Below are 24,631 nucleotides of genomic sequence, written 5' to 3'. Positions count from 1 at the left end.
TTCAGCAGAAGGCGTAAAAACAACAAGGCCGCTGCTGTGAAGGGGACATATTTTTTTATGCCGGGTATGCTGCACAGCTTACAGTGGAGAGGATATAGAATGCAGAAGGATTTATAAACAAATCTATGTTAATCCATAATGATTTCTGGTAAAATAATAATATATTGAAAATAACGGTATGCGGGATGTGATGAATTCATATGAAAAGGCTGAAAGTAAAGAACGACTTTATATTCCAGAGGATATTCGGTCAGCCTGAAAATAAGGAAATACTGATAAGCTTTTTAAACGCAGTACTGGAGCTTGAAGGAAACAAACAGCTTGAGGACATTGAGATAATAGAAAACACTCGCTTAAAAAAGGAAGGAATAAACGACAAGCTGGGAATACTGGATATAAGGGCCAAAACCATGCTTGGAGAGCATATAAATATAGAAGTTCAGCTTGTAAACCAGTACAATATGGATAAGAGGACTATTTTTTACTGGTCTAAAATATTCACGGAGCAGCTTAAGGAAGGTCAGCCCTTTAATGAGCTTAAAAAGACAATAACGATAAACATACTGGATTTCAGCTATATAGATGTGGATAGCTACAGCACTGTGTTTCACCTGTGGGAAGACAGACATAAAGACTGCAAGCTGACGGACATAATGGAGGTAAGGTTTATAGAACTGCCTAAGTTTAGGAGGGCAAAGCCTGACTTAGGGAAGCCACTGGATAGATGGCTGGTGTTTATTGAAGATTCGCCGGAGGAGGTGCTTGAGATGGCAATGAGAGAAGAGCCTGCAATAGCAAGGGCAGAAGAGGTGCTTCAGTACCTTGGAAGCTTCGATGAGATAAGAAGGTATTATGAAGCACGGGAAATGGCTGTACATGATGAGATAACAAGGATCACAGGAGCAAGGCAGGAAGGGCGGCAGGAAGGCAGACAGGAAGGAATAGAGGAAGGTATGCAGAAAGGAATAGAAATGAGAAATATTCAGATAGTTAAAAATATGCGTGTTCTGGGAATGGAAGCTTCAGATATTGCAAAGGCTACAGGACTGACAGTGGAAGAGATAGAGAACATAAAGTAAAGAAAATACCTGGATATAATTAGGGACGCTCCTGCTCATTGAAGCAGCTTCAATAAGCAGGAGCGTCCCATAATTTCAATGTTCAAAATTTAGGTTGTATTCCTCCTAATTATTGCGTATACTATAAGCAGAAGGAGGTGTCGATTATGCAAATCAACACAAATAATCTGGTGTCTATCACCGAGGCCAACCAAAATTTTTCCCGTGTTGCAAGACTCGTGGATGAAAACGGCGCCGCCGTTATTCTAAAAAACAACGTGCCGCGCTATGTCCTTATGGAATTCAGCCAGTTCCAGAAAGAGGAGATTGCCGGAGAAGAGGAAGTTGACAGGGTCGCAAGGCGCATCCTCGCCAAAAATAGGCACGCTTTTGAGGAACTTGCCAAATGAAGAGGCTGTCCGTAGAACATATCAAGCAGATTCACCATCTGTTGATAGAAGAAACCGGAGGCATGGACGGTGTTCGAGACGAGGGCCTTTTGGAGTCGGCTGTCAATGCGCCTTTTCAGACCTTTGACGATGTACCGCTGTATAAGACCATTGAGGCGAAAGCCGCAAGGCTCGGATATTCACTGATCAACAACCATGCTTTCCTTGATGGTAACAAGCGTACCGGCATGATGGCAATGCTCCTGTTCTTGGAACTCAATGGGGCTGGCAAGGATTGTACAGACGAGGAGATTATCCGTGTCGGCTTAGCGCTGGCTGATGGCAGCATGGACGACAAAGCGCTGCTCGATTGGATTCTGGATTGAGATCAAAAATACGGCCGCTAGGGGGAATCGAACCCCCGACCTGCGGTTGTTCGTAAGGTAGTATAAATCATTTCCCTTTCACTGAAACTAAACTAATAATTTCCTGAATTTTCAGCCCTGAATAAACTGAATATTTCTCCATATTTTCCATAATTGTAGGCACGTTAGTATAGTTACCTACGCTCATTGAAATCACCGACTTTGCCTTTACTTTTTTCATAATAGGCTTATTATTTTCATCTAATCTCAAATTACCATTGGAATCCCTATCATGAACTTCTGTCCACACATCTTTTTGACTCTTTATGGTATTAGTAACTGAGGCAGCTGATGTACCATGTGAAGCACGGTTACGATAATCTTTAGCATTTATATATAACTGATTTTGCTCAATTTCTTTAAATATAGAGGCTATATGCTTTACATTTTTATCGAGCCAGTCAATGACCTTCTTTCTTGTACCCAATTTAATAGGGTAATCAAGAGAATAGTAATGATTTAGAATTTCAATTATAGAATCCCAGACAGAAGAAAGTTTCATGTAGAAAGTATCAGAAAAATAATTAAACCAATATCTGCGCATCCAATGTTCTTCTTTAAAGTTTGGGAAGTACTGAATTGACTGCCCTTCTTTCCCAGGTGAAATATACCAAGGATCATCAGGAATCCCTTTGTCAAAATAATGTCTGCACAAAGCATAGGTAATTACTAATGACCCAACTTTATTATTGTGATCTTGTATTAGTTCTGCAAGTCTCGGATGTGATATATCGGGAAAGCCATTCATAGACACTCCAAAACGTTCTATACCTATATTCATATTATCAAAGAAATTGACCCCCAAATAATTATCCCATTCGTCTTGCGTAAGTAATTCAAATGAACCTTCAATTTGTACATCCGACATACAATTCTCCTTCCGCACATTACTTATTTTCGTTAGTTTTATACCCTGTAAATTTATTCTACAGTCATTATGACTTATGATTGTTACTAACTGACAAAATAAAATCAGCCATGGCCATTGCAGAATTAACATAAAGCCTTGCATGATGTTCTGCAATATTTATTCTCCTTGCACCTACTCCATGTGAATCGCTTCCTTCATTTCGCATTTGTGCAATTGAAGATACTATTTTTTCGAACCCCGACAATAGCATATTAATGCGCTTGTCTACATCCTTATCTTGGTGCATACTATGTAATTGCTTGACTTGGTTGTAAAGCTTCCCAATATCTCCACTGTCAGATGGTGTTTCGCCTTTCCTTTCAATCACATAGCAAAACACTTCTTCCAGAAGAGTCCTCGATTTTGTAATAGCACTATCATAATTGCCATCAACAACATCTTGCATAGCGCGTTCTGATAATCCTTTGATGTACTCACGATCAATGCTTTTTACTGTCGGGGCTTCGATTTCAACAACACTATCAATAGGGATAATATGATACCTTTTATTTGCAACTGCAAGTTTATTTCCGCCAAAGTAAAGTACACCATTAATTGCTCATGGACTATAGAAATAATATGCTCATAAAGTTCTTCAATCCGTTCCGGTGAGTTTCCTCTAAGTATTTCTTCAAATTGCTGCTTTGAAAATAAATAAGAAAGCAATTCATTTATTTTGTTTTTTCTTATGCAATATTCAATAAGATCATCTAAATATGCCCATCGGCTTTGTGTACCTCCACTCCCTCCGTAAGAAACATCTAATCCAAACATTTGTGAAATTCCTACCAAGGTAGGGCCACTTAAATATGGCATAGATATCCTTATATCATCAACCTCACCAAAGGAAGTATCTCCATCAAGGATAGCAAGGATTGTTTTGTTTCTTAATAGCCCGAATGGGGAATCAGTTTTATTGCTCATTGATTTTCCTCTCTGCCTTGTAATAAAGAAGTTAATTGCCTCGAATTCGAGGCAATTGAAAAAGTATTCGGGTGCAAATTTACTCTCATTGTTTTTTACCCCTTTGGCCATTCCAACTGTTTCAATCGTTCAATGCCCGCGCTATCCAACAACGATCTCATCATCTGCTTAGCGCTGGCATTAAGCCGCAAGAGTCGATCCTTTTGTGGCAATCCCTGACGGATAAACTCTGCATTCAGGCTTTCCATGTTTGACAAAACAATAAGCTGCTGTAGTGATGCTTCGTCACGGATATTTCCTTTTGCATCTGGGTTAGCCTTCCGCCACTCTTTCGCTGTCATTCCAAACAGAGCAACATTCAAAATGTCAGCTTCATTGGCATAAGTTATATTTTGCTTTTGCGGAGTAACATCAGGCGGGATTAATACATCCTTTATTGCATCTGTATGTATACGATAATTAATCTTTGCAAGAGTTCGATTGAGGTTCCACCCAAGTGACAGTCTACTGCTTTCATCAGCTTTAAGGCGTTGATAATCCTTTATGATATAAAGCTTAAATTCAGCAGAAATCCAAGATGCGAACTCAAAAGCAATATCTTTGTGAGCAAATGTGCCGCCATATCGACCAGCTTTTGAAATAATTCCAATGGCATTAGTTGATTCAATCCATTTTGTAGGTGACAGAGTAAATGCATTTGCACCGGCGGCATTTTTAAACCCGTCGAATTCGACGGGTTTAAAATCCGGATTATTGAGTTGCTCCCATAATCCCAAAAACTCAATCGTGTCTTTACCGCGAAGCCAATTCTTAATTACATCATTTGGATCTTCGCTTTTATATTTCGCAATATCGGTCAGAGAAATATAATCGTTGTCATCTCCGCCAGAAATAACAGTAATTTCAGTCCCTTTAGCAATAATGGTTTCTTTCATGTTCTTATCCTTTGGCATCGGCCTTGCCTCCATTCAACGTGTAACAAAAGTAGCAAGACGAACTGCACATCTTTTTAGTACAGTTCACTTATTTAGATTTATTGTACCAAAAAATACCTTTACTCGCAATCCGAACATCTCTTTTATCTCTATATACCCGATGAATTGCACAAAAAAACCTCAGAACGCTCTTAATTCTGAGGTTTTTTACATTTGGAGCCGCTGGGGGGAATCGAACCCCCGACCTATTCATTACGAGTGAATTGCTCTACCCCTGAGCCACAGCGGCAAAAAAAACAACGGGTCAGGCAGATAATCCCGACCCGTATTAAATATTTTACTGCTTTAAAGAGTCTTTGTCAATAAATCAATTTTTATATTTTTAACTTGGAAGAAGCTTTAGCAATCGGCTTCAGGGATATCGGACAGTCTGCCGCCGGTTATAACAATTAACTGTTTAAGATATTCATCAATTTTTTTTGAGTTATCTGCAATCTGTTTCTTAAGCGAAGCAGTGTCATATGAAAGAAGGCTTTGATGTTCCATATTAATCACTCCTTGTATATATTATTTGAATATATTCTATAGATTGTATTTTAAGAAAAAATTAAGATGATGTTAAAAATTAAAGACATGTTACAAATTGAAAATATTCGTAGAGATAAATTAAAAATAGTCTGGAATAACCAGGCACAGCAGAGTTATAATATATATATGCTTTTGCTCGCTGCTTATTGGGAATGCTATATAAAATTAACACTTAAGCAGTATTTGTATAAATGTTACAAATAACACAGAAAGAATGGTTGTTTTACATATGCAGAGAGAAAAAGAAATGCTGATGTTCAAGGTAATAGATAGCTTGATTAAGGGAAAAGAGCCCAGCCTGAGGATAAACGATAAAGAATATATAGAGCTCTTGAAGGATATGCAGAATAAATATGGATTTGTGAACAGCATCGTCTTTATAGGCGATAATTCCACCGACGGTGAAGTGATGTCGTTTTTGGGAACTGCATGTGTTACCGCTTTAGGGCATATTTTCCACAGTGAGAATATGTTAACGTACAGAGACGAGGAGCCTTAAAGCAGTTACAAAAACCTTGCCGCAGTGAAATATTTTTGCCGGTAATACTCTGAGCTTAGAGAGCTTACCTTAACAACGTCTCCCGTTTTTGGGGCATGTATAAAATAACTGTGCCCTATGTATATCCCTGCATGAGACGGCTCTTTTTCGCTGTCATTTGAAAAAAATACTATGTCTCCGAATTCCAAATCCGCTTTGTCCACCCATTCCCCGGCCTTGGCCTGCTCCGACACTAACCTTGGCAGGCTCAGGCCTATTTTTGAATACACGTATTTTGTAAGACCTGAGCAGTCAAACGAATCCGGCCCCTCTTGTCCGTAAGCATAGGGCTTTCCCAACTGGCCTATAAGAGTGTGGTACAGCATTTCAGAGCTTTTGACAGCAGCCCCCGAGTTTTTTTCAAAAAGGTATTCCTGTCTTAAAATATTTGTGTCATCCGGGAAAGAAGGCTCGCTTAAAAAGGATACTATAACTCCTGTCAAAAATAAAGCAATATAAAAAATTGCCGCCGCTTTTACACGTATATTTCTTTTCATAATTACTATTTATGCCATATGAGAAATAAATAGTACCTTCATTATAAATTAACACTTTTATAATACATGCTTAGCAATCATTATATATAATAGCATCACGATAGTTCATTTATTTTAAAGCTTTCGGGAAATAGTAGCCTGAAGGCTTCCTTTTTATTCTCCGTAACGATTATTCTGGGCCTTCATGAGCATAACCTTTATTTCTTTAAGCTGCTCCGAATTATTTACTGCCGCTTTAACCACAAGGTACATTATAACCATAAACAGGAATAGGCCAAAAAAGGCCAATAGTATTAAATGCATATTACCCTCCTCATTGTAAAATCTTTATCGCTATATACCATTAATAATACTAATACAAGACTATTTTGACAATATAAAAATAGTTACATCATTCTTCACCTGCATGGGTATGATTACCGCCATATGCTTGCCCTTCTCGGCATTTATGCTTATGGGATTGTCACTGTCCTTTATCTTCCAGCCATCCTTTTCAAGAATACTTTTATATTTCTTAAAAATATCCTTGTGTGCGGCATTCTTTATTGTGTATACGGCATTCGAAAAGGTCTGCTGGTATACCTGAGTGGTATTGGCGCTTTCCATGCCCGGATATGAGGGAAGATACTCAAATTCCTTTGTATAGGTTGATTTTTCTCCGCACCCTCCTAACACCACAAGAGCAACGGCAATAAAAGCTATAACAATATGCCTTTTCATAAATACCTCCAAAATATATTGTATAATTATGTAAATTTTAAACAAATTACATGGTAATTGCCAATTTAAATATATACAGTGCCCTGATATTAATAATATGCCTTAAAACAAGGTTTGACAGCATGGCCTTATTTTATGTAAAATATCCTTGTGCTATGTATAAAAAATAAGCTTATAGGCTTAAAATAAAGCTTTATAGCTTTTATAGCAAAAATTCAAATTGTAAAAAGAGGGATAAATTTAATGATTGACAATGCGGGCAGTTTATATATTGTAAATGACAGGCTTATAGAGCAGAGAGAGCTTTCGGGGGCGGATATAACCGATAGTGTTGTTTATGAGGTTATCCGCATAATTGATTTGGCTCCTCTTTTCTTTGAGGATCATTATATGCGTTTAAAAAACTCTCTGGCTATTCTTGGGAAGGAGCTTGAATTTACAAAGCAGCAGATGGCCTACAGCATTCAAAAGCTTGTTAAGGCGAATAGCCTCGTAAGCTGCAATGTGAAGATTGTGATTTTCTATGAGGGCGATGTGCAGAATTGTCTGGCTTATATAAGCAAGAGCTATTATCCTTCAAACGAGGAAGTAAGCAGGGGAGTCGGGGTAGCCTTGTTTAACTGGGAAAGAAAAAACCCCAATGTTAAGCTTTTAAGTGCCGAATATAAGAGGGCTGTAAGCGAAAAATTTGCGGAGGGAAATTATTTTGAGCTGCTGCTTGTAAATAGTGCGGGGAAAATAACAGAGGGAAGCAAATCAAACGTATTTTTCGTCAAAGGCACCAAGGTATTTACGGCTCCAGGAGAGTGTATACTAAAGGGGGTTACGAGAGAATATATAATAAACGTGTGCATAAAGCTTGGCTTAGATTTGGTAGAGACGCTTATTGATGTGGATTTGCTGGATAAAATGGAGGGCGTATTTATTTCAGGTACTTCAATAAAGGTGCTTCCCGTGTCGGGCATAGACGGCATTAAATACTCATCGGGTACTCACCCTACTGTAGTGCTGATACGCGATCAATTCGACAGACTGATAAATGAGCATGTTGAGAAAAGCAGACAAAAATGGACGCCTGCGCTTTGACGGTGTGAAGCCTTTGTCAAGGATTAAACGTTTTAATGCGCTATATCCATAATCTTCATAAATTGCTTCATGTTGATCCCGGTTGTTATTCCACACGGGTGCCAGTGCTTTGTGCAGCCGCAGTAGTCGAGGATAATACACTGTGCGGGCATTCCGAGTTTTCCGGCCTTCCACCCTCCCGATATAAGATTAAGCACACATGCAATACCCACTATACCTGTTTTGCTGCCGTCGGGGTTTTTGGACAACTCCGGAGAAAGAGAATCGGACTCATGCTTTATAATCAAAACGCTAAAGTTGTGCAATTCTCCCAGTCTGCTTAAGCTGTTGACTCCGCACCCTGATGTGCAGCCCGTGCATTTTAGCCCGTCAGCCTCCGCTGCCGCTTTGCATTTTTCATGACCCATAATGCACATGCAGGCAGGTAAAAGCACTGCTCTGCGTTGCGTCTTGACAAATTCGCTTCGGAAGACCCTGTTCATAATTTCCGCACCGAGCATGTTCATATGGTATTCTACCCTTCTCCTGCGGCAAAATATTATGTCTTCACGCCAATGGCCGGACTTTAGGTTACCGTCCAGAAAGCTGTCGACCTGTGACGTGTATGCTCCCAAAACCTCTTTGCTTCTGATCTCGAACCATGAGGCAAGGGAAACAGCGGAGTTGATAACATTGTATGAGGCTTGAGGCTCCAGCCTCTTTAAAAAGCTGCTCCACAAGCACAGGCGCTCCGCCTCCTGATTAAAATCGCCCGAAGCATAAAGCCACCTGTTCAGCTTATTAAGATTGTCTTTGGAAGGCTGTGCATATGATACTTCGTCTGCTTTCTTGGGCAAGAGAAAAAGCGTTGACATTATACCGCGTACAAAATCAGTGCATTGCTTCATAAGCTCTCCATGCCTGCGAAGCCTTAAAAGTGCTTTCATTATGCCTGCGGCCGGTGGCGAAAGCCTTAGGGAATTAACGCTGTAGATCTTCCACAGAATTCCCAGCATAAGAAACTCAAAGGCACATTCCTTAACGGGATAAGATACATGGGGAAAAGAAACGCTTACATAGCTGCTGTATGCTTCTATGAAAGGCAAAAAAGGCTCCGCCTTAATAAAAAACTCATCCGTAAAGGCATGTATATCTTTATAGTATTGATCCGGCAGATCTGAAGCTCCGCCAAGGCAATAGGTTGTATATCCCTGCATTACAGGCCCGCCTCCTTATCCACCGTCAATGGATCGGAATCTCTGTTTACCTCTATTAGATCCAGTACAAAGATAAATACCGGCAGTCCTATTATAAGTCCCCATACACCAAAAAAATGCTCTGAAAATATCAATACCAAAAATGTATAAAATACAGGGAGCTCAGTTTTGGAGGACATAAGCTTGGGATTTAAAAAATAGCTTTCAAGCGCATGGAGCAATGCAATCATAATCAGGACATATACTATATTTTTAATACCGTCGGAAGGGGACGCCCCAATATTATACGCTATAAGGCACAGGGGAATAAGCGATATTATGACGCCTGCGACAGGGATTAGTCCCAGCACAAATATCATTATTCCGAGAGCCAGAATTTGAGGAAAACCCATAATCCACAGTGCTATAACCGATAAAATACAGTTGATCAGAGCTATTAAAATCTGAGCCTCTATAACCTTACCGAAGGAATTTAAAAATTTATTCCCGAAGAAGCAGATTTCATTATAAAATACCGATATTTTACTTGTTTTAAATCTCTGAGTAAAACGAAGTATGCGGTTCCTTTCAAGAAGAAAAAACAGGCTGAGAATAACCGATATAAGTATATTTATACCCCATTTGCTTATATTAAAAGCAGATTTGAAAAGGAAGTCCGCTCCCTTATTGAAATAGCTTGCGATATCCGCCTGATTGATAAGCGTAATTAAATATTTCTCAAAGGGGTTTTCATGGGGACGCTGGTAGAAGGCTACCAGTTGATCCACCGCGTCCTTTATCTGCTGTATAAGCACGGGCACATATTTAAACAGCGCAAGGGCGGTAATACAGGCAAATATTAAGTAAAGCAGCACAACAATTATTTTTTGCTTTATATATACGAATCTTTTAAGTCTCAAAATTAAAAAATTCTGAAGCCTGTACATAAGATAAGTAAAAATAAAGGTCAGCAGCATAAGATTGAGCATGTCCTTTATTAAAAACAGCATAAAGCCTATGAATGAAAATATTAGAACTCTTCTTACCAAATCCTTTTGAAGCAATGCTTTAATTAAGTCCATAGGTGCAGCCTCATTTCGCTAAAGTAGCGCTGCTTGGGTGTTTTTTAACAGGTCACTAATACAAAGGAATTCTGTTAAAGAACAGTAGAACGCTATAAGAATTATATCCGATAAATTAGTGTTTAGCAATGAAATGATGTTTATGGAAATGTAAAATTATTAGCACTCACGCTAAGAGAGTGCTAAATTTCTCTTGACAACCTTTTTCAGGAAGTTGTAATATATATATTGGGAATTATGCTGTCTCCCTTATAAACTAAAACTATTAAAAGCATTGCGTTTAAGGAGGTTTTAAAATGGCTCTTGAAAATGGAAGTATTTCAATCAATACTGAAAACATTTTCCCCATTATAAAAAAATGGCTGTATTCTGAAAAGGACATATTTATTCGTGAATTGGTTTCCAACGCCAGTGATGCTATAAGTAAGCTTAAAAAGCTTGCTTCTATAGGAGAGGCTGAGATCGGCGAGGACAACAGGTATTTAATCCGTGTGGTTGTAAATAAGGATGAAAATACAATAAAAATAATAGACAACGGTATTGGAATGACAGAGGACGAAGTGAAAAAGTATATCAACCAGATAGCTTTTTCAGGGGCTAAGGACTTTATTGAAAAATATAAGGATAAAACAGACGAGGGACAAATTATAGGACATTTCGGGCTTGGCTTTTATTCCGCCTTCATGGTGGCTGAAACTGTGCAAATAGATACCCTTTCTTTTCAAAAGGGGGCTAAGGCGGTAAAATGGGTAAGCTCCGAGGGTACGGAATATGAGATGGATGAGTCCGAGCTTGATACCAGAGGAACCGTCATAACATTACATATGGCGGAGGACAGTCTGGAGTTTTTGGATGAATACAAAATGAGGGAAATTCTTGTAAAATACTTCTCGTTCCTTCCATACGAGCTTTACCTTGAGGATTCGGCGAAAAAAGAGGAGCCCGTAAAGGATGATGCCGACAAGGAGAATGCAGAAGGGGAGGAGAAGAAGGAAAAAGAGGCTCCCAAGCCGCTAAACGACATAAGCCCGTTATGGCTGAAGGCTCCAAAGGATTGCACCGATGAGGAATACAAAAGTTTCTATACAAAGGTATTTCATGACTTTAATGAGCCGTTGTTCTGGATTCATTTAAACATGGACTACCCATTCAACTTAAAGGGAATACTGTACTTCCCCAAGCTGAAGCATGAGTTTGAGACAAATGAGGGCCAGATAAAGCTGTACTACAATCAGGTGTTTGTCGCAGACAATATTAAAGAGGTAATACCCGAATTTCTGATGCTGCTGAAGGGTACGATAGACTGCCCTGATCTCCCGCTGAATGTATCGAGAAGCTTCCTTCAGAATGACGGGTACGTGTCCAAAATTTCATCCCACATAACAAAAAAGGTTGCAGACAAGCTCTCGGCGCTGTATGAGAATGAAAGGGAGAACTACAATAAATACTGGGACGATATAAATCCCTTTGTAAAATACGGCTGCCTCAAGGAGGAGAAATTCTTTGACAGGGTTAAGGATATAGTTATATATAAGACGACAAATGACGACTATGCGACGCTTAAGGATTACCTTGAGCGCAACAAGGAAAAGCATGAGAACAAGGTTTTTTATATTACCGACGAAAAGCAGCAGGCACAGTATATAAAGCTGTTCAAGGATAATGAAATGGAAGCCATCAAGCTTACCACTATGATTGACAGCCATTTTATAAGCTTTTTGGAGACAAAGGAAAGCGGTGTGAAATTCAGTCGAATTGACTCCGATTTATCGGACAGCCTCAAGGATACTGAGGCAGTCTCCGTTGACGCTGCACAGAAGGAGGGCTTGGAAAAGCTCTTTAAGGAAGTTATGGAGGATGACAAGCTTAAGGTACAGGTCGAGAGCCTCAAGGCTTCCGCAGTTCCGGGAATGATTCTCTTATCGGAGCAGTCAAGGAGAATGCAGGAAATGAGCAAGATGTTCGGCGGGGCGGATATGAGCTATATGTTCCCCAAGGAGGAGACTCTGGTTTTAAACAGCAATAACGGCCTTGTGCAGTTCATACTGGAGGCAAAGGATGATGAGGCACGCAAGGATGACGTTAAAATGATTTGCCAGCAGGTGCACGATCTGGCAATGATGGGACATAAGCAGCTTGAGCCCGAGGCCATGACCAGGTTTATAGAGAGGTCAAGCCAGATAATGCTGAAGCTGGCAGGTAAGTAGGACTGATATGTGTAAGCGGAGACGCCCTCTCACCTGAATAAATTCAAAGGTGAAAGGGCGTCTCTTTTAACTTCTGTTCTATTTATCGCCTTCCCTTATTTCAACCCTGCGTATTTTTCCGCTTATTGTTTTAGGAAGTTCTTCTACAAATTCAATTATCCTTGGATATTTATACGGAGCGGTAACCCTTTTAACATGCTCCTGAAGCTCGCGCTTTAAGTCCTCACTGCCGATGTGGTTCTTTGACAATACCACAGTGGCCTTCACCACCTGCCCCCTGTCGGGGTCGGGAACCGCCGTTATTGCACACTCCAGCACGGCAGGATGCTCAAGCAGTGCGCTCTCTACCTCAAAGGGCCCTATCCTGTAGCCCGAGCTTTTAATAACGTCATCGGATCTGCCCACAAACCAGTAGTAGCCGTCTTCATCCTTCCATGCCATGTCGCCTGTGTAATAAATTCCGTCATGCCATACACTGTCGGTTAATGCCTTATCTCTGTAGTAGCCTCCGAACAGGCCAACGGGTACCTTTTTATCGGTGCGCACAACTATTTGCCCCTCTTCTCCCACCTCACAGGAATTTCCGTTTTCATTTATCAGGTCTATATCATAATTGGGAGCGGGCTTTCCCATTGATCCGGGCTTGGGCTCCATCCACGGAAAGGTGCCCAGAGTAACGGTAAGCTCTGTTTGCCCGTAGCCCTCCATAAGCTTAAGCCCCGTAGCTTTGAGGAACTGGTTGTATACCTCGGGGTTTAAAGGCTCTCCCGCAACAGCACAGTATTTTAATTTGCTTAAATCATACCTGCTCAAATCCTCTTTTATAAAAAACCTGTATATTGTAGGAGGCGCACAGAAGGAGGTGACTCCATACTTTACTATTACATTTAACAAATCCTTGGGAACAAATTTGTTGTAATCATATACAAATACCGCACAGCCCGCTATCCACTGCCCGTATATTTTGCCCCATACTGCTTTGGCCCACCCCGTATCGGCCACAGTTAGATGCAGGCCGTTGTCCTGCACGTTCTGCCAGTAGCTTGCCGTAAGAATATGCCCTAAGGGGTATGTAAAGTTGTGTTGAACCATCTTAGGCATACCCGTCGTACCCGATGTGAAATACAGAAGAGATATGTCCTCATTTACAGGAGCCTGATCTCCTTCGGGGCGGGAGAAATTTTCAGACGCCGTTTCGAGCTCATGGCAGAAGTCATACCAGCCCTCACGGCTTCCTCCCACAAGAGCCTTTACCTTAAGGGAAGGAGACTTGTCCAGAGATGCTTCAACATGGGATATAACCTCTTCCTCGGCGACACACACAATCATTTTTATATCGGCGGCATTATTCCTGTATATAATGTCCTTTGCGGTAAGAAGGTGTGTTGCGGGGATACATACCGCTCCTAACTTGTGAAGGGCCAGTATGCAAAACCAGAACTCATAACGCCTTTTTAAAACCAGCATTACAGGATCGCCTTTTTTTATTCCCGCCGATTTAAAAAAGCTTGCCGCCTTATCACTGTAGTATTTTAGCTGTCCGAATGTAAATGTCGCCTCGTCACCTTTTTCATCGCACCATACAATTGCCGTCTTGTCGGGAGCTTCCTTTGCTGTTGCGTCAACCACATCATAGGCAAAATTAAAATTCTCAGGGACATTTATCTTAAAATTCTCTACAAAATCCTCAAAGGAAGAGTATTCCGTTTGGGACACAAATTTTTCCAACATCAGAGTGATACCTCCTATAAAAATGAAGTCTAAAAAATTACTGCAAGAAATCTTGCGGTGCTTTCTCCCATTGCTTTCATTCCATGATTACTGCCGGAATCAAAAAACAGAGAATCTCCCTCGTTAAGAATTATCTCATGCCCATTTATTATTACCTTCAGGGTGCCTTCAAGCACATAGTTGAATTCCTGACCGGGATGAGAATTGTAATGTACAGGAGATTCAGGAGACTCAGGCTCTACAGACACCATAAAGGGTTCAGCCTTCTTATGTATGAAGTTGTAGGCAAGGTTTTGGTATTTATAATGCTCTCTTCTCTCAACATTCATTCCCTTGCCCTTCCGCACAAGGCAGTAGGTATGAAGTCTGGGGTTTTCTCCTGTGAGAATTGCCGTAAGCTCCACATTGAACCTGTTTGCAACCTCATAAAGAAAGCTGACGGGAATGTCTACATTGCCGCTTTCATACTCAAGATAGGTCTTGATGGGGATGTTGAATTCCCCCGCAAGAGAATCGGGGGAAATGCCTGAAATTTCTCTGAGCTCTTTAATTCTTACAGCAATCTGTTTAATTTGCTCTGACATACAACCATCCTTTCTAAATCAAGGTGACATTCCTCTTTTTATATAAATTAGGATACAAACTATCTAAAAAGAATGTAAAATAATTTCCGCAAGGATAATTTCCCCGGAATGCGTGACCGGGATATAATTTCAGCTAACTAAAATCACAAGCGCCTTCTACAGGTATACATGCTTCTATAGTTAGAGTAGAAATTATTCTGGAGGATATTATTTTACATTCTCCGTTATCCGATATGCAAAGCCTAAACTATATAGCTTATAGAAGGAATGTCTCCGAACTTATAAATCTACTAAAATATAATAGCACAGGCGCGGCATAAAATAAAGCATAAGCTTTTGTTTTTAGATATAGTGGATATAAAACCGTAAAAAAAATTCATGTTTTTTAAAATATTATATAGGGTAAAAAAGTATTTATACATTATTGAAGTTATAACGCCGTTATGTTAAGATGAATTTGGAAATTTACATCTGCGTCTCGGAATTTAAGGGGGAATAGAATGTGTCTATGAAAAAAAGAATAGTTTTGCTTATGCTTATTTACATTGCGCTGGCAGTGGGAGGGAATATAGCGTCTGTTTATTTTGGAGTGCCTGTAGCCATAGTGGCGGCGGTGTTTGTCGCTTATGCGTGTCTGGCTGCGTTCAGTGAAACAAAATCCATTTTGTTTCCGCTTAATAAAATAATACATATAATTGATAATACCGCAAGATATGATCTGACCCATGACACCACATATAATCTTATTAAATCCAGAAAGGATGAAATAGGTGCGGCGGCCAATTCTCTGTCTTCCATGAGAGGATCTCTCAGGAAGATAGTTGAGCTTATAGCGGAATCCTCACACAGTATTACTCAAAATGCCTCAAGTGTCGAGGAAATGACGGAACAGCTTAAATCAAGAATAAGCCAAACGGCAGCTACAACCCAGGAGCTTTCTTCAAGCATGGAGGAGACTGCCGCAACAGCGCAGGAAATAAATGCAACGGCACATGAAATTGAGACGGCCGTAAGCTCTATTGCCGTAAGGGCGGGAGATGGTGCCGCTGCTGCAAGCGATGCGGTATTGAGGGCGGATAAGCTTAAGCTTGAGGCTGAAAATGCAAGCAGAAATGCAGACGATATATACACTAATAAAAAGCAGCATGTTAAGCTGGCGATAGAGCAGTCGCGGAAGGTTTCACAAATTGAAATGCTTGCACAGGCAATACTTCAGATAACGGAGCAGACCAATCTCCTTGCGCTGAATGCCGCTATTGAAGCGGCAAGGGCAGGAGATGCCGGCAGGGGCTTTGCGGTGGTTGCGGATGAGATAAGGAAGCTTGCCGAGCAGTCATCTAAAACCGCGTCTACAATAAAGGATATCGTTAAGCCAGTCACCTCCTCTGTGGAAAATCTTGCCGAGAGCTCGGGAGAGCTGCTTGAATTTATTGACAAAGAGGTTAATGAGGATTATAAAAAGCTGATAAATACTGCGGTGCAATACTCCGAGGATGCAAATATGTTTAACGGGATGATGACCGAGTTCAGCGCGACGGCGCAGCAGCTTAAGAGCTCGATATCGGGAATCGCCGCGGCAATTCATCAGGTAAGTGAGACATCTAACAAGGGTGTGGAAGGAATATCGGATATTAATGAAAAAGCCGATACCATTGAGCAGAATATAAAGGGTGTAAAGGAAAATACCGAGATCAGCATTGAAAGTGCCGTAAAGCTCAATGAGCTTATAGGTAAGTTTAAGCTTTAGTGTTTTGCAACAATACCCGAATCAGTGGCCCCTGCCTTTTTGTCGGGGGTCTTTTTAATCTGCAATTTGCGATTAAATTTTTTAAGGTTATTAATTTTACTAATGAACTATATCATAGTATAATCAAGTAAGGAAATACTTAAATTAAAATTGGTTTGCGGAGTAAAATAAATATATAGTGAGGTAGAAATAAATGAGCAGCGTTAGGCGTATTTTTGTAGAAAAGAAGAAGGGCTTTGATATTGAGGCGCAGGGACTTTACAGGGATTTGAAATTCAACCTCGGAGTAGGAGGATTAGAAGCTGTAAGGATAGTAAACAGGTATGATATTGAGGGAATATCCGAGGAGGAGTATATTAAATCAAAAAACACGATATTTTCCGAGCCGCCTGTGGATGTTGTATTTGACGAAAGCTTTGAGCTGCAAGGCGAGGCCAGGCTTATAGCCATTGAGTATCTTCCGGGACAGTATGATCAGAGAGCCGATTCTGCCTCCCAGTGCATACAGATATTGACAGGTGGAGAAAGGCCGTCTTCCAGAGTGGCCAAGCTGATAATAGTACAGGGGAACATATCCGAGGACGATTATAATAAAATAAAAAATTACTGCATAAACCCTGTGGAGTGTCAGGAGGCGCAGACGGACAAGCCTCTGACCCTTGATATGGAGGTGAAGCTTCCGCCTGACGTAAAGGTTTTGGAAGGCTTTACTGCAATGCCTGAGGAAAAGCTTGAGCTTATGATGAAGGATATGGGGTTTGCCATGTCGCTTGAGGATCTTATGTTCTGCCGCGATTATTTTAAGAATACCGAGAGGAGAGATCCAACAGTAACCGAGCTGAGACTTATTGACACGTACTGGTCGGATCATTGCAGGCATACCACCTTTCTTACCAATATAGATAATGTGAAAATAGAGGACGGCTATTATTCGGATTTTATAGCGTCTGTTTACCAAGGCTACAGCGAGTCAAGAAAATATGTCTACGGCGAAAAGCAAAAGGACATGTGCCTTATGGATATTGCAACTATTGCGATGAAGGAATTGAAGAAGAGGGGGCGGCTTCATGATCTTGACGAATCGGATGAAATAAACGCCTGCAGCATAACAGCAAGCGTGGATGTAGATGGCCGAACCGAGGAATGGCTTGTTATGTTTAAGAATGAGACGCATAACCACCCTACCGAGATAGAGCCGTTCGGAGGAGCCGCCACATGCCTTGGGGGAGCGATAAGAGATCCCCTGTCGGGAAGATCATATGTGTATCAGGCTATGCGCGTAACAGGAAGCGGAGATCCCAGAACAGGAATACGGGATACCATTCCCGGCAAGCTTCCGCAAAGGAAAATAACCACGGGGGCTGCGGCAGGGTACAGCTCGTATGGAAACCAGATAGGTCTTGCTACGGGACAGGTTGCCGAAGTGTATGATGAGGGCTTTGTGGCAAAGAGGATGGAGATAGGTGCTGTAATAGGCGCGGCTCCGAGAAGGAATGTGGTAAGGCAGGCTCCTTGTCCGGGAGATGTTGTAATACTTTTGGGAGGAAGGACGGGACGTGACGGCTGCGGAGGAGCCACGGGCTCATCAAAGGAGCATACCGAGGAGTCGCTTTTAAACTGCGGGGCAGAGGTTCAAAAGGGCAATCCCCCTACCGAGAGAAAAATACAAAGGCTTTTCAGAAACGCTGATGTAAGCAGAATGATAAAAAGATGCAACGATTTTGGAGCGGGAGGAGTTTCGGTTGCAATAGGCGAGCTTGCCGACAGTCTGGAAATAAATCTCGACGCGGTACCTAAAAAATATGAGGGCCTTGACGGTACCGAGCTTGCTATATCCGAGTCTCAGGAGCGCATGGCTGTGGTTGTGGATGCCGGTAATGTGCAGAAATTCATAGGCTGTGCCGGGGAGGAGAACCTTGAGGCTGTCGCGGTGGCGGTTGTTACTGATGACGGAAGGCTGAAAATGGTATGGAGAGGAAGCACAATAGTTAATATAGGCAGAGAATTTTTAAATACTAATGGTGTGAGACAAAATGCCAGTGCGGTAATTACAATTCCGGATAGGGATAAAAGCTTTTTCAAGCAGGATTGTGCTTTTGAGGGCGATTTGAAGGATGCGTGGATAAAGAACCTTCAGAATCTGAATGTTTGCAGTCAGAAGGGGCTGGCAGAAAGGTTCGACAGTACCATAGGAGCTTCTACCGTGCTGATGCCCTTTGGAGGAAAGCACCAGCTAAGTCCGGCGGAAGGGATGGTGGCAAAGCTGCCTGTGCGGGACGGAGAAACGGTAACGGGAACTGCAATGGCGTATGGGTATAATTCTTCCATAGCACGCTGGAGCCCGTTTCATGGGGCGATTTATGCCGTTGTGGAGTCGGTGGCAAAAATCGTTGCAATGGGAGGGGACTATAAAAGCGTAAGGCTTACGCTTCAGGAGTATTTTGAAAAGCTGGGGAAGGACCCGGAAAAATGGGGAAAGCCCATAAGTGCTCTGCTTGGAGCCTATTATGCCCAGATGAAGCTCGGCATACCTGCAATAGGAGGTAAGGACAGCATGTCGGGAACCTTCAAGGACATGAGCGTTCCTCCCACTCTTGTTTCGTTTGCTGTTGATATGGTGGATGTGCGGAACGTGGTTTCTACGGAATTTAAAAAAGCAGGCTCTAAGGTGGTGCTGGTTCCATTAATAAGAGACAGGTATGATATTCCCGACTTTGAAAGGCTTGATGCCGGGTATGCCTTAATACACCGCTTAATAAGCAGCGGAAAGGTGCTCGCGGCGCACACCATAAAGGCTGGAGGGCTTTCCGAGGCAATCAGCAAGATGTGCTTCGGAAACATGATAGGCTTTGCTTTTACGGATGAAATAAAGCCGCAAGAGCTGTTTATGCCCGACTATGGCTCAATTTTGCTTGAAATACCGGAAAATGAAGATATAAGCGCTCTTTTTGGAGATATAAGTTACAGGGAAGTGGGTGTTACAAAGCCTGATGCCGATATAGAGGCGGGAGGAGTAAGAATTGCTTTGGAGGCTGCCGCGGCAAAATGGCAGGAGCCTCTCGAGGAAATTTTCCCTACTGCCGCAGAGACAGAAAGTAAGGCTGCACAGCAGTATTCTTTTGATAATTTTAAGGCCGGCAAAAGAACTGCTTCCCCAATTGCAAGGCCAAGGGTTTTCATGCCGGTGTTTCCCGGAACGAATTGTGAATACGATACTGAGAGGGCCTTCAAAAATGCCGGTGCCGAGGTTGATGTTTTTGTAATACGAAACATGTCCTCTAAAGACATTGAAGAGTCGGTCAGAATAATGGCGGACAAAATTAAACGCTCCCAGATAATTATGCTTCCCGGAGGCTTCAGCGGGGGAGATGAGCCTGACGGATCGGGCAAGTTTATTGCCACTGCCTTTAGAAATGAGTATGTAAAGGAGGCTGTCAATGAGCTTTTAAAGCACAGGGACGGGCTGATGCTGGGAATATGCAACGGATTTCAGGCACTAATAAAGTTAGGCCTCGTGCCTTACGGAGAGATAAGGGACATTGACGAGGCTTGCCCCACCCTTACGTTTAATACCATAGGCCGCCACGTATCTTGCATGGTGATGACTAAGGCCGTTTCAAGGCTTTCACCGTGGATGTCGAATGTGAGCATAGGGGACATTCATACCGTGCCGGTATCACATGGCGAAGGAAGATTTGCCGCAAATGCGGAGGTTTTTGCATTGCTTGAGAAGAACGGGCAGATAGCCACACAGTATGTAGACCTTGAGGGCAGGGCAACCTATGACATAAGGTATAACCCAAATGGCTCCTTTGAGGCTGTAGAAGGCATTACCAGCCCCGATGGAAGGGTGTTTGGGAAAATGGCCCATTCTGAAAGGATAGGCTCAAACATCGCCAAAAATATTCCCGGAGAAAAGGATCAGAGGATATTTGAGGCCGGAGTAAATTATTTTAAGTAGTATTTAACCTAAAAAAGGTGCCTTTCTTTAAAAGATAGGTGCCTTTTTTGGTATATTTTAGCGAATTTTTTAGAAAATTTTTAGTATTTATGGTATAATGAATTAACAGGCGGAGGCATACTTCAAAAATAAGCCTGACCGCAGGGCACAATCCTTAAAAATGCATACTTATCTTAAAGTTCTTGTCTAAAGCAATATTTACAGCAGCTTACATCATATGCCCATAAAAATTTAATCCTTTATGGAAATGCTTTTTTTGAAAATAAACAGGAAATAAGCCGGTGCTTTTTAGTGCGGCAAAATTTTTAGAAGATGACACATTAAAAGCACAGGCATATTGTTATAAAAAAGGGAGGGTTATTGTATGAAAGGAAAGGCAATAAAAAGGGCTCTATCGGCATTGACACTGGCAGCATTGATGCCTGTGATGCTATTTACCGGCACGGTGTCAGCCTTTGCGGCGGGAGAGGGAGTCAAGTACGAATTTGAAAACGGTGTACAAAAAGGCGCTAAAATTTACACCGACTATAAGGGGGAAACAGGCGATGGACAGGTATTTGACCTGACAGGGGCATCCTGCACCTTTATAGAACAGAAGGGTACAAGTACCTCGGTCAATGTGGAGATCGACAAGGCAGGGCTTTACGAATTAATTGTACGATACGCGCAGCCGTTTGACAAAACCAAAAAGGTACAGTATCTTAATGTAAACAATGCGAATCAGGGAGAGGTGAGCTTCACGTACACCCTTAGCTGGAAAGAGATTTCAGCGGGAATTGTCAAGCTCAAAGAGGGCGCAAATAACATTGAATTTGAAGGCTATTGGGGATATACCTTCTTTGATTACATTATTGTCAAGCCTGCCGATGAAAGCATCACAAGCCTTAAGGCCAGCAAAACACTGGTAAACCCCAATGCTACCGACGAGGCAAAATCTCTTATGAGCTATCTTGCAGACGTTTACGGCAAGCATATACTTTCGGGCCAGCAGGAGATGTGCGGATCTCATAACTATGAGGGTGCGTGGGCGGAATTTACTTACATAAAGGGAAAAACGGGAGAGCTGCCTGCGGTAAGGGGCTTTGACTTTATGAACTACCGGGGGAACGGTCTGATGTGGGACGATTTGTGTGCCGAACGTGTTATTGACTGGTACAATAATAAGGGAGGTATACCCACAGTTTGCTGGCATTGGTTTTCGCCGGGAGATATCGGCAAAAAGGCAGACAACAGCTTTTACACAGAAAGCACCACCTTCAGCATATCAAAGGCTCTGACAGTGGGGACGGCAGAAAATATTGCCATGCTCAAAGATATTGAGATTATGGCCGGAAAATTCAAGCAGCTTCAGGACGCAGGAGTTCCTGTGCTTTTCAGGCCCCTTCATGAGGCGGAGGGCGGATGGTTTTGGTGGGGTGCGGAAGGCCCGGAGAACTGTGTGCAGCTCTACAGGCTCATATATGATAAATTCACAAATGAGTATGGACTGAATAACATTATATGGGTCTGGACCTCTTACACCTATGAAACATCCGCAAGATGGTATCCTGGGGATGATGTGGTTGACATTTTAGGCTACGACAAGTACAACGCAAAGGATGGCTTACCGAATGGAAGTGCTATTTCCTCTACATTCTATAATCTGGTGAAGCTTACGGACGGGAAAAAGATGGTTGCAATGAGTGAAAACGATACTATTCCCAGAGTAGGGAACCTTACGAATGAAATGGCGGGCTGGCTGTATTTCTGCCCGTGGTACGGATGGTGGCTGACAGGAGAGCAGAACAACCCTGTGGACTGGCTCATTGAAATGTACACAAGCGAATACTGCATAACCTTAGACGAGCTTCCTGACCTGAAAACATACCCCATATCTTCTGGCGATGACCCTGAAATTCTATACGGAGATTTAAATGATGATGGAAATGTAAACTCTATTGACTTTGCTTTGTTAAAAAGAGTGCTGCTGGAAGAAGCATCGGCAGGCTTAAATATGGAAGCGGCAGATGTAAATGCCAGCGGCACGGTTGACTCCGTGGACTTTTCAATACTCAAAAGATACCTGATTGGCCAAATAGAAGCACTTCCTTACAAATCCTAAAAAATATCAGTAGGGGCAGGCCCCCGTGCCTGCCCGCCTCCTTATCCCGCTACAAAATCAAAAAGAACATATTTTAAGAAAGGAGCTTTTTTTGGTAGAAAAATTAAACATATTATTATATAATTAGTGAGGATTACTTGGCGGTTGTTATTAATTTGAATTATAAATACATAGAATATAATGAGTAATATATAAATTATTGTATGTGGGGTGTGCTGGAAGTGAAGGAATATAATAAAAGCCTAAGCATTACTGCTCTGGTTTTTCATTACACGGTAAACTTGCCTTGCAATGCCGTGGTTTTAAGTTTATCCGAAAAAAATATAGTCATGAGGCTTGAAGATGAAAGTCAACAGAGGGATTTTTCTGAAGGTGACCCTGTAGTCATTGCATATAACTCGGGAGGCGAAGTAATTGTAAAGGGGTTTGATGTAAAAAAGCTCAATTCCGACGGCACTATTGAGCTGGATGGGGATGAACTGGAGTCAGATGCAAATAAACGCCTCTATGAAAGAATACCTGCGTCTTATCCGGCGGAGATAAAGGCGGTTTTGGGCTCTAAAAGATCAAGTGCGGTAATTAAAAATGCCAGTAAATATGGCATGATGCTTTACTCTAAAGCTGATTTTAAGGTGGGAGAAAGACTTGAGGTTATTGCTTTTATGGGAGGGGAGCTATCCTTTATGGAAACTACCGCTGTCAGGAAGGACAGCATGACAGGGTATCTTGCATATGGGCTGAGGCTGAATGTAAACGATACCCAGTCGGTAAGATGCTCCGAGCAGCTTTTGGACTTTTTCAGGGGTAAATACTTAAAGGGAGTTAACATAAGCAGTACTCAAGACGTAAACGGAATAAGCATATCCGATGAATACTCAGCTTTCGGTTCAACCACACGCCATATGCTGGATGATGCCGTACAGAAGCTGGACTCGCTTTTAAAGGGAAGAGGCAGGAGATGAAAGACTTTTTAAGCGCTAGGCCGGTTCTTTATCCTCTTGAGATTCACTGTGCCGGTCTGAGGAAGTGAGACAGGCATCCTTGCAGGACAATGTATTTTAATGTAATAAATTAAATTTATGTTAAATTACTTAATTTTCAGAAATTCTGGAGTTTAAAGAATTTAACATATAGAAAATAGAGGGGGGGCATTTTGCAGGCGTGCTGTAATATGTCTATATTTTATGTATCCTTAAGACGTAAATAAAAATAAGACTTTTTTAAAGTATATCCGTATATATAGTTTAGTCAGATAAAAAACACTGTCTGCGCAAGCAAATATATATAAAGGAGATAAAGAAATGGAAGAGACGAACAAGCCTTTACAAAATTTTTTCAATAACTTTTTTACAGTGGCGGCAAATCCCAGAACATATTCAAATATATTTTATTTGCTGCTTTCATTCCCGCTCGGCATATTTTATTTTGTGTTTTTTATAACTGGAATATCCTTGGGTTTGGGCCTTATACCTATATTTATAGGTCTTCCGCTTATTATATTTATGTTTTTCTTCGCCAAAAGGCTTATGGCGTTTGAGTGTATGCTGGCTAAAGGCTTTACGGGGATTAATATCCCTTTAATGAATTCCGGAGAGATATGTGAGGGTGGAATGTTGAAAAAATTTAAGGCGCATGTTTCCGACCCTCAGTCATGGAAGAGCCTGACGTACCTTGTTGCAATAAAATTCCCTCTTGGGATATTTGCGTTTGTTTTGGCTGTCACGCTTGGAACAGTGAGCCTTGCGCTTGTATTTTGTCCCGTTATTTACCAGTCTATACTGCAAGGCTCGGGAATAGATATATTCAGTCATGACATCTTTTCTCTTTTTGCACCGGGCTATTTTTCATCTATGGAAAAATCATTTATATATATGGTAGCGGGAGTATTTATAGCCTTTATATCACTTCACATATTAAATTTTGTAACCTATATTTCAGTTAAACTAACGGCTCTTATGGCAGATGAGTGGTAG

At 41.6% G+C, this 24,631-nt stretch carries 23 protein-coding genes and 1 tRNA gene; 11 read left to right on the top strand and 13 right to left on the bottom strand.

The features are described 5' to 3' along the window. Positions 1–200 precede the first annotated feature (200 nt). The 3 genes from DFR58_RS08460 to DFR58_RS08450 all read left to right on the top strand — a co-directional run bounded on the left by DFR58_RS08460 (position 201) and on the right by DFR58_RS08450 (position 1,833). Positions 201–1,079 carry an Rpn family recombination-promoting nuclease/putative transposase gene (locus tag DFR58_RS08460; RefSeq protein WP_114297392.1) on the top strand — a complete coding sequence of 293 codons (879 nt, stop codon included), beginning with the start codon at positions 201–203 and terminating at the stop codon, positions 1,077–1,079. Between the two features lie 146 nt (positions 1,080–1,225). Next, a complete protein-coding gene (locus tag DFR58_RS08455; protein WP_114297391.1) occupies positions 1,226–1,468 on the top strand; it encodes a type II toxin-antitoxin system Phd/YefM family antitoxin in 243 nt (80 codons plus the stop codon). After that, on the top strand, positions 1,465–1,833 hold the full coding sequence (locus DFR58_RS08450) for a type II toxin-antitoxin system death-on-curing family toxin (RefSeq protein WP_114297390.1): 369 nt from the start codon (positions 1,465–1,467) through the stop codon (positions 1,831–1,833). Before DFR58_RS08455 ends, DFR58_RS08450 begins: the two co-directional genes overlap by 4 nt. A 67-nt stretch (positions 1,834–1,900) precedes the next feature. On the opposite strand, the gene DFR58_RS08445 is transcribed toward DFR58_RS08450, so the two are convergent. The 6 genes from DFR58_RS08445 to DFR58_RS21810 form a co-directional block, all read right to left on the bottom strand. Beyond that, positions 1,901–2,740, bottom strand: coding sequence for a Cthe_2314 family HEPN domain-containing protein (locus DFR58_RS08445; RefSeq protein WP_114297389.1), 840 nt, complete (start codon positions 2,738–2,740; stop codon positions 1,901–1,903). A gap of 67 nt (positions 2,741–2,807) precedes the next feature. Then, positions 2,808–3,188, bottom strand: a complete 381-nt coding sequence (locus DFR58_RS22370; RefSeq protein ID WP_242987475.1) for an abortive infection family protein — start codon at positions 3,186–3,188, stop codon at positions 2,808–2,810. A gap of 44 nt (positions 3,189–3,232) precedes the next feature. Next, positions 3,233–3,817, bottom strand: a complete 585-nt coding sequence (locus DFR58_RS22365; RefSeq protein ID WP_242987472.1) for a hypothetical protein — start codon at positions 3,815–3,817, stop codon at positions 3,233–3,235. Beyond that, positions 3,802–4,659 (bottom strand): KilA-N domain-containing protein, encoded by an 858-nt coding sequence (locus DFR58_RS08435; RefSeq protein WP_114297388.1) that lies wholly within the window; start codon positions 4,657–4,659, stop codon positions 3,802–3,804. Before DFR58_RS08435 ends, DFR58_RS22365 begins: the two co-directional genes overlap by 16 nt. Positions 4,660–4,855: 196 nt before the next feature. After that, a tRNA-Thr gene (locus tag DFR58_RS08430) sits at positions 4,856–4,930 on the bottom strand. Between the two features lie 110 nt (positions 4,931–5,040). Beyond that, a complete protein-coding gene (locus DFR58_RS21810) occupies positions 5,041–5,187 on the bottom strand; it encodes a hypothetical protein (RefSeq protein WP_170138087.1) in 147 nt (48 codons plus the stop codon). Between the two features lie 271 nt (positions 5,188–5,458). Between DFR58_RS21810 and DFR58_RS08425 the strand changes: the two genes are divergently transcribed. After that, the gene (locus tag DFR58_RS08425; RefSeq protein WP_114297387.1) at positions 5,459–5,728 is read left to right on the top strand and encodes a hypothetical protein; all 270 of its coding nucleotides are present in this window, start codon (positions 5,459–5,461) and stop codon (positions 5,726–5,728) included. A gap of 5 nt (positions 5,729–5,733) precedes the next feature. Here the strand turns inward: DFR58_RS08425 and DFR58_RS08420 are convergent, their stop codons facing one another. The 3 genes from DFR58_RS08420 to DFR58_RS08415 all read right to left on the bottom strand — a co-directional run bounded on the left by DFR58_RS08420 (position 5,734) and on the right by DFR58_RS08415 (position 6,984). After that, entirely contained in the window at positions 5,734–6,264 is a 531-nt protein-coding gene (locus DFR58_RS08420; protein ID WP_114297386.1) for a C40 family peptidase, read from the bottom strand. A gap of 153 nt (positions 6,265–6,417) precedes the next feature. Continuing rightward, complete coding sequence (locus DFR58_RS21805; RefSeq protein WP_170138086.1) at positions 6,418–6,567, bottom strand: hypothetical protein; 150 nt, start codon at positions 6,565–6,567, stop codon at positions 6,418–6,420. Positions 6,568–6,627: 60 nt separating this feature from the next. After that, positions 6,628–6,984: a hypothetical protein gene (locus DFR58_RS08415; protein WP_114297385.1), complete on the bottom strand. Its 357-nt coding sequence runs from the start codon at positions 6,982–6,984 to the stop codon at positions 6,628–6,630. A 243-nt stretch (positions 6,985–7,227) separates the two neighbouring features. On the opposite strand from DFR58_RS08415, the gene DFR58_RS08410 reads away from it, so the two are divergent. Beyond that, positions 7,228–8,070 (top strand): aminotransferase class IV, encoded by an 843-nt coding sequence (locus DFR58_RS08410; RefSeq protein WP_114297384.1) that lies wholly within the window; start codon positions 7,228–7,230, stop codon positions 8,068–8,070. Positions 8,071–8,102: 32 nt separating this feature from the next. Here the strand turns inward: DFR58_RS08410 and DFR58_RS08405 are convergent, their stop codons facing one another. Both DFR58_RS08405 and DFR58_RS08400 read right to left on the bottom strand, forming a co-directional pair. Beyond that, the gene (locus DFR58_RS08405; RefSeq protein WP_114297383.1) at positions 8,103–9,266 is read right to left on the bottom strand and encodes a DUF116 domain-containing protein; all 1,164 of its coding nucleotides are present in this window, start codon (positions 9,264–9,266) and stop codon (positions 8,103–8,105) included. After that, positions 9,266–10,327, bottom strand: a complete 1,062-nt coding sequence (locus DFR58_RS08400) for an AI-2E family transporter (protein WP_114297382.1) — start codon at positions 10,325–10,327, stop codon at positions 9,266–9,268. Before DFR58_RS08400 ends, DFR58_RS08405 begins: the two co-directional genes overlap by 1 nt. A 296-nt stretch (positions 10,328–10,623) precedes the next feature. Here DFR58_RS08400 and htpG point away from each other — a divergent pair, with 296 nt between their 5' ends. Next, on the top strand, positions 10,624–12,534 hold the full coding sequence (gene htpG / locus DFR58_RS08395; RefSeq protein ID WP_114297381.1) for a molecular chaperone HtpG: 1,911 nt from the start codon (positions 10,624–10,626) through the stop codon (positions 12,532–12,534). A gap of 78 nt (positions 12,535–12,612) precedes the next feature. Here htpG and DFR58_RS08390 read toward each other — a convergent pair whose 3' ends face one another. Both DFR58_RS08390 and DFR58_RS08385 read right to left on the bottom strand, forming a co-directional pair. Then, the gene (locus tag DFR58_RS08390; RefSeq protein WP_114297380.1) at positions 12,613–14,265 is read right to left on the bottom strand and encodes an AMP-binding protein; all 1,653 of its coding nucleotides are present in this window, start codon (positions 14,263–14,265) and stop codon (positions 12,613–12,615) included. 29 nt (positions 14,266–14,294) lie between these two features. Continuing rightward, the gene (locus tag DFR58_RS08385; RefSeq protein ID WP_114297379.1) at positions 14,295–14,849 is read right to left on the bottom strand and encodes a helix-turn-helix domain-containing protein; all 555 of its coding nucleotides are present in this window, start codon (positions 14,847–14,849) and stop codon (positions 14,295–14,297) included. Positions 14,850–15,357: 508 nt separating this feature from the next. Between DFR58_RS08385 and DFR58_RS08380 the strand changes: the two genes are divergently transcribed. The 5 genes from DFR58_RS08380 to DFR58_RS08360 all read left to right on the top strand — a co-directional run bounded on the left by DFR58_RS08380 (position 15,358) and on the right by DFR58_RS08360 (position 24,631). Further along, positions 15,358–16,596 (top strand): methyl-accepting chemotaxis protein, encoded by a 1,239-nt coding sequence (locus DFR58_RS08380; RefSeq protein WP_114297378.1) that lies wholly within the window; start codon positions 15,358–15,360, stop codon positions 16,594–16,596. A 193-nt stretch (positions 16,597–16,789) separates the two neighbouring features. Beyond that, positions 16,790–20,557, top strand: coding sequence for a phosphoribosylformylglycinamidine synthase (locus DFR58_RS08375; RefSeq protein ID WP_114297377.1), 3,768 nt, complete (start codon positions 16,790–16,792; stop codon positions 20,555–20,557). Between the two features lie 364 nt (positions 20,558–20,921). Further along, complete coding sequence (locus tag DFR58_RS08370) at positions 20,922–22,658, top strand: glycosyl hydrolase (RefSeq protein ID WP_114297376.1); 1,737 nt, start codon at positions 20,922–20,924, stop codon at positions 22,656–22,658. 221 nt (positions 22,659–22,879) lie between these two features. Further along, complete coding sequence (locus tag DFR58_RS08365) at positions 22,880–23,620, top strand: PilZ domain-containing protein (protein ID WP_170138085.1); 741 nt, start codon at positions 22,880–22,882, stop codon at positions 23,618–23,620. 339 nt (positions 23,621–23,959) lie between these two features. Next, positions 23,960–24,631, top strand: a complete 672-nt coding sequence (locus DFR58_RS08360; RefSeq protein WP_114297374.1) for a sensor domain-containing protein — start codon at positions 23,960–23,962, stop codon at positions 24,629–24,631.

This window comes from Anaerobacterium chartisolvens (genome assembly GCF_003337415.1).
GTDB lineage: Bacteria > Bacillota > Clostridia > Acetivibrionales > DSM-27016 > Anaerobacterium > Anaerobacterium chartisolvens.
This window is presented reverse-complemented; position numbering and strand designations above follow the sequence as displayed.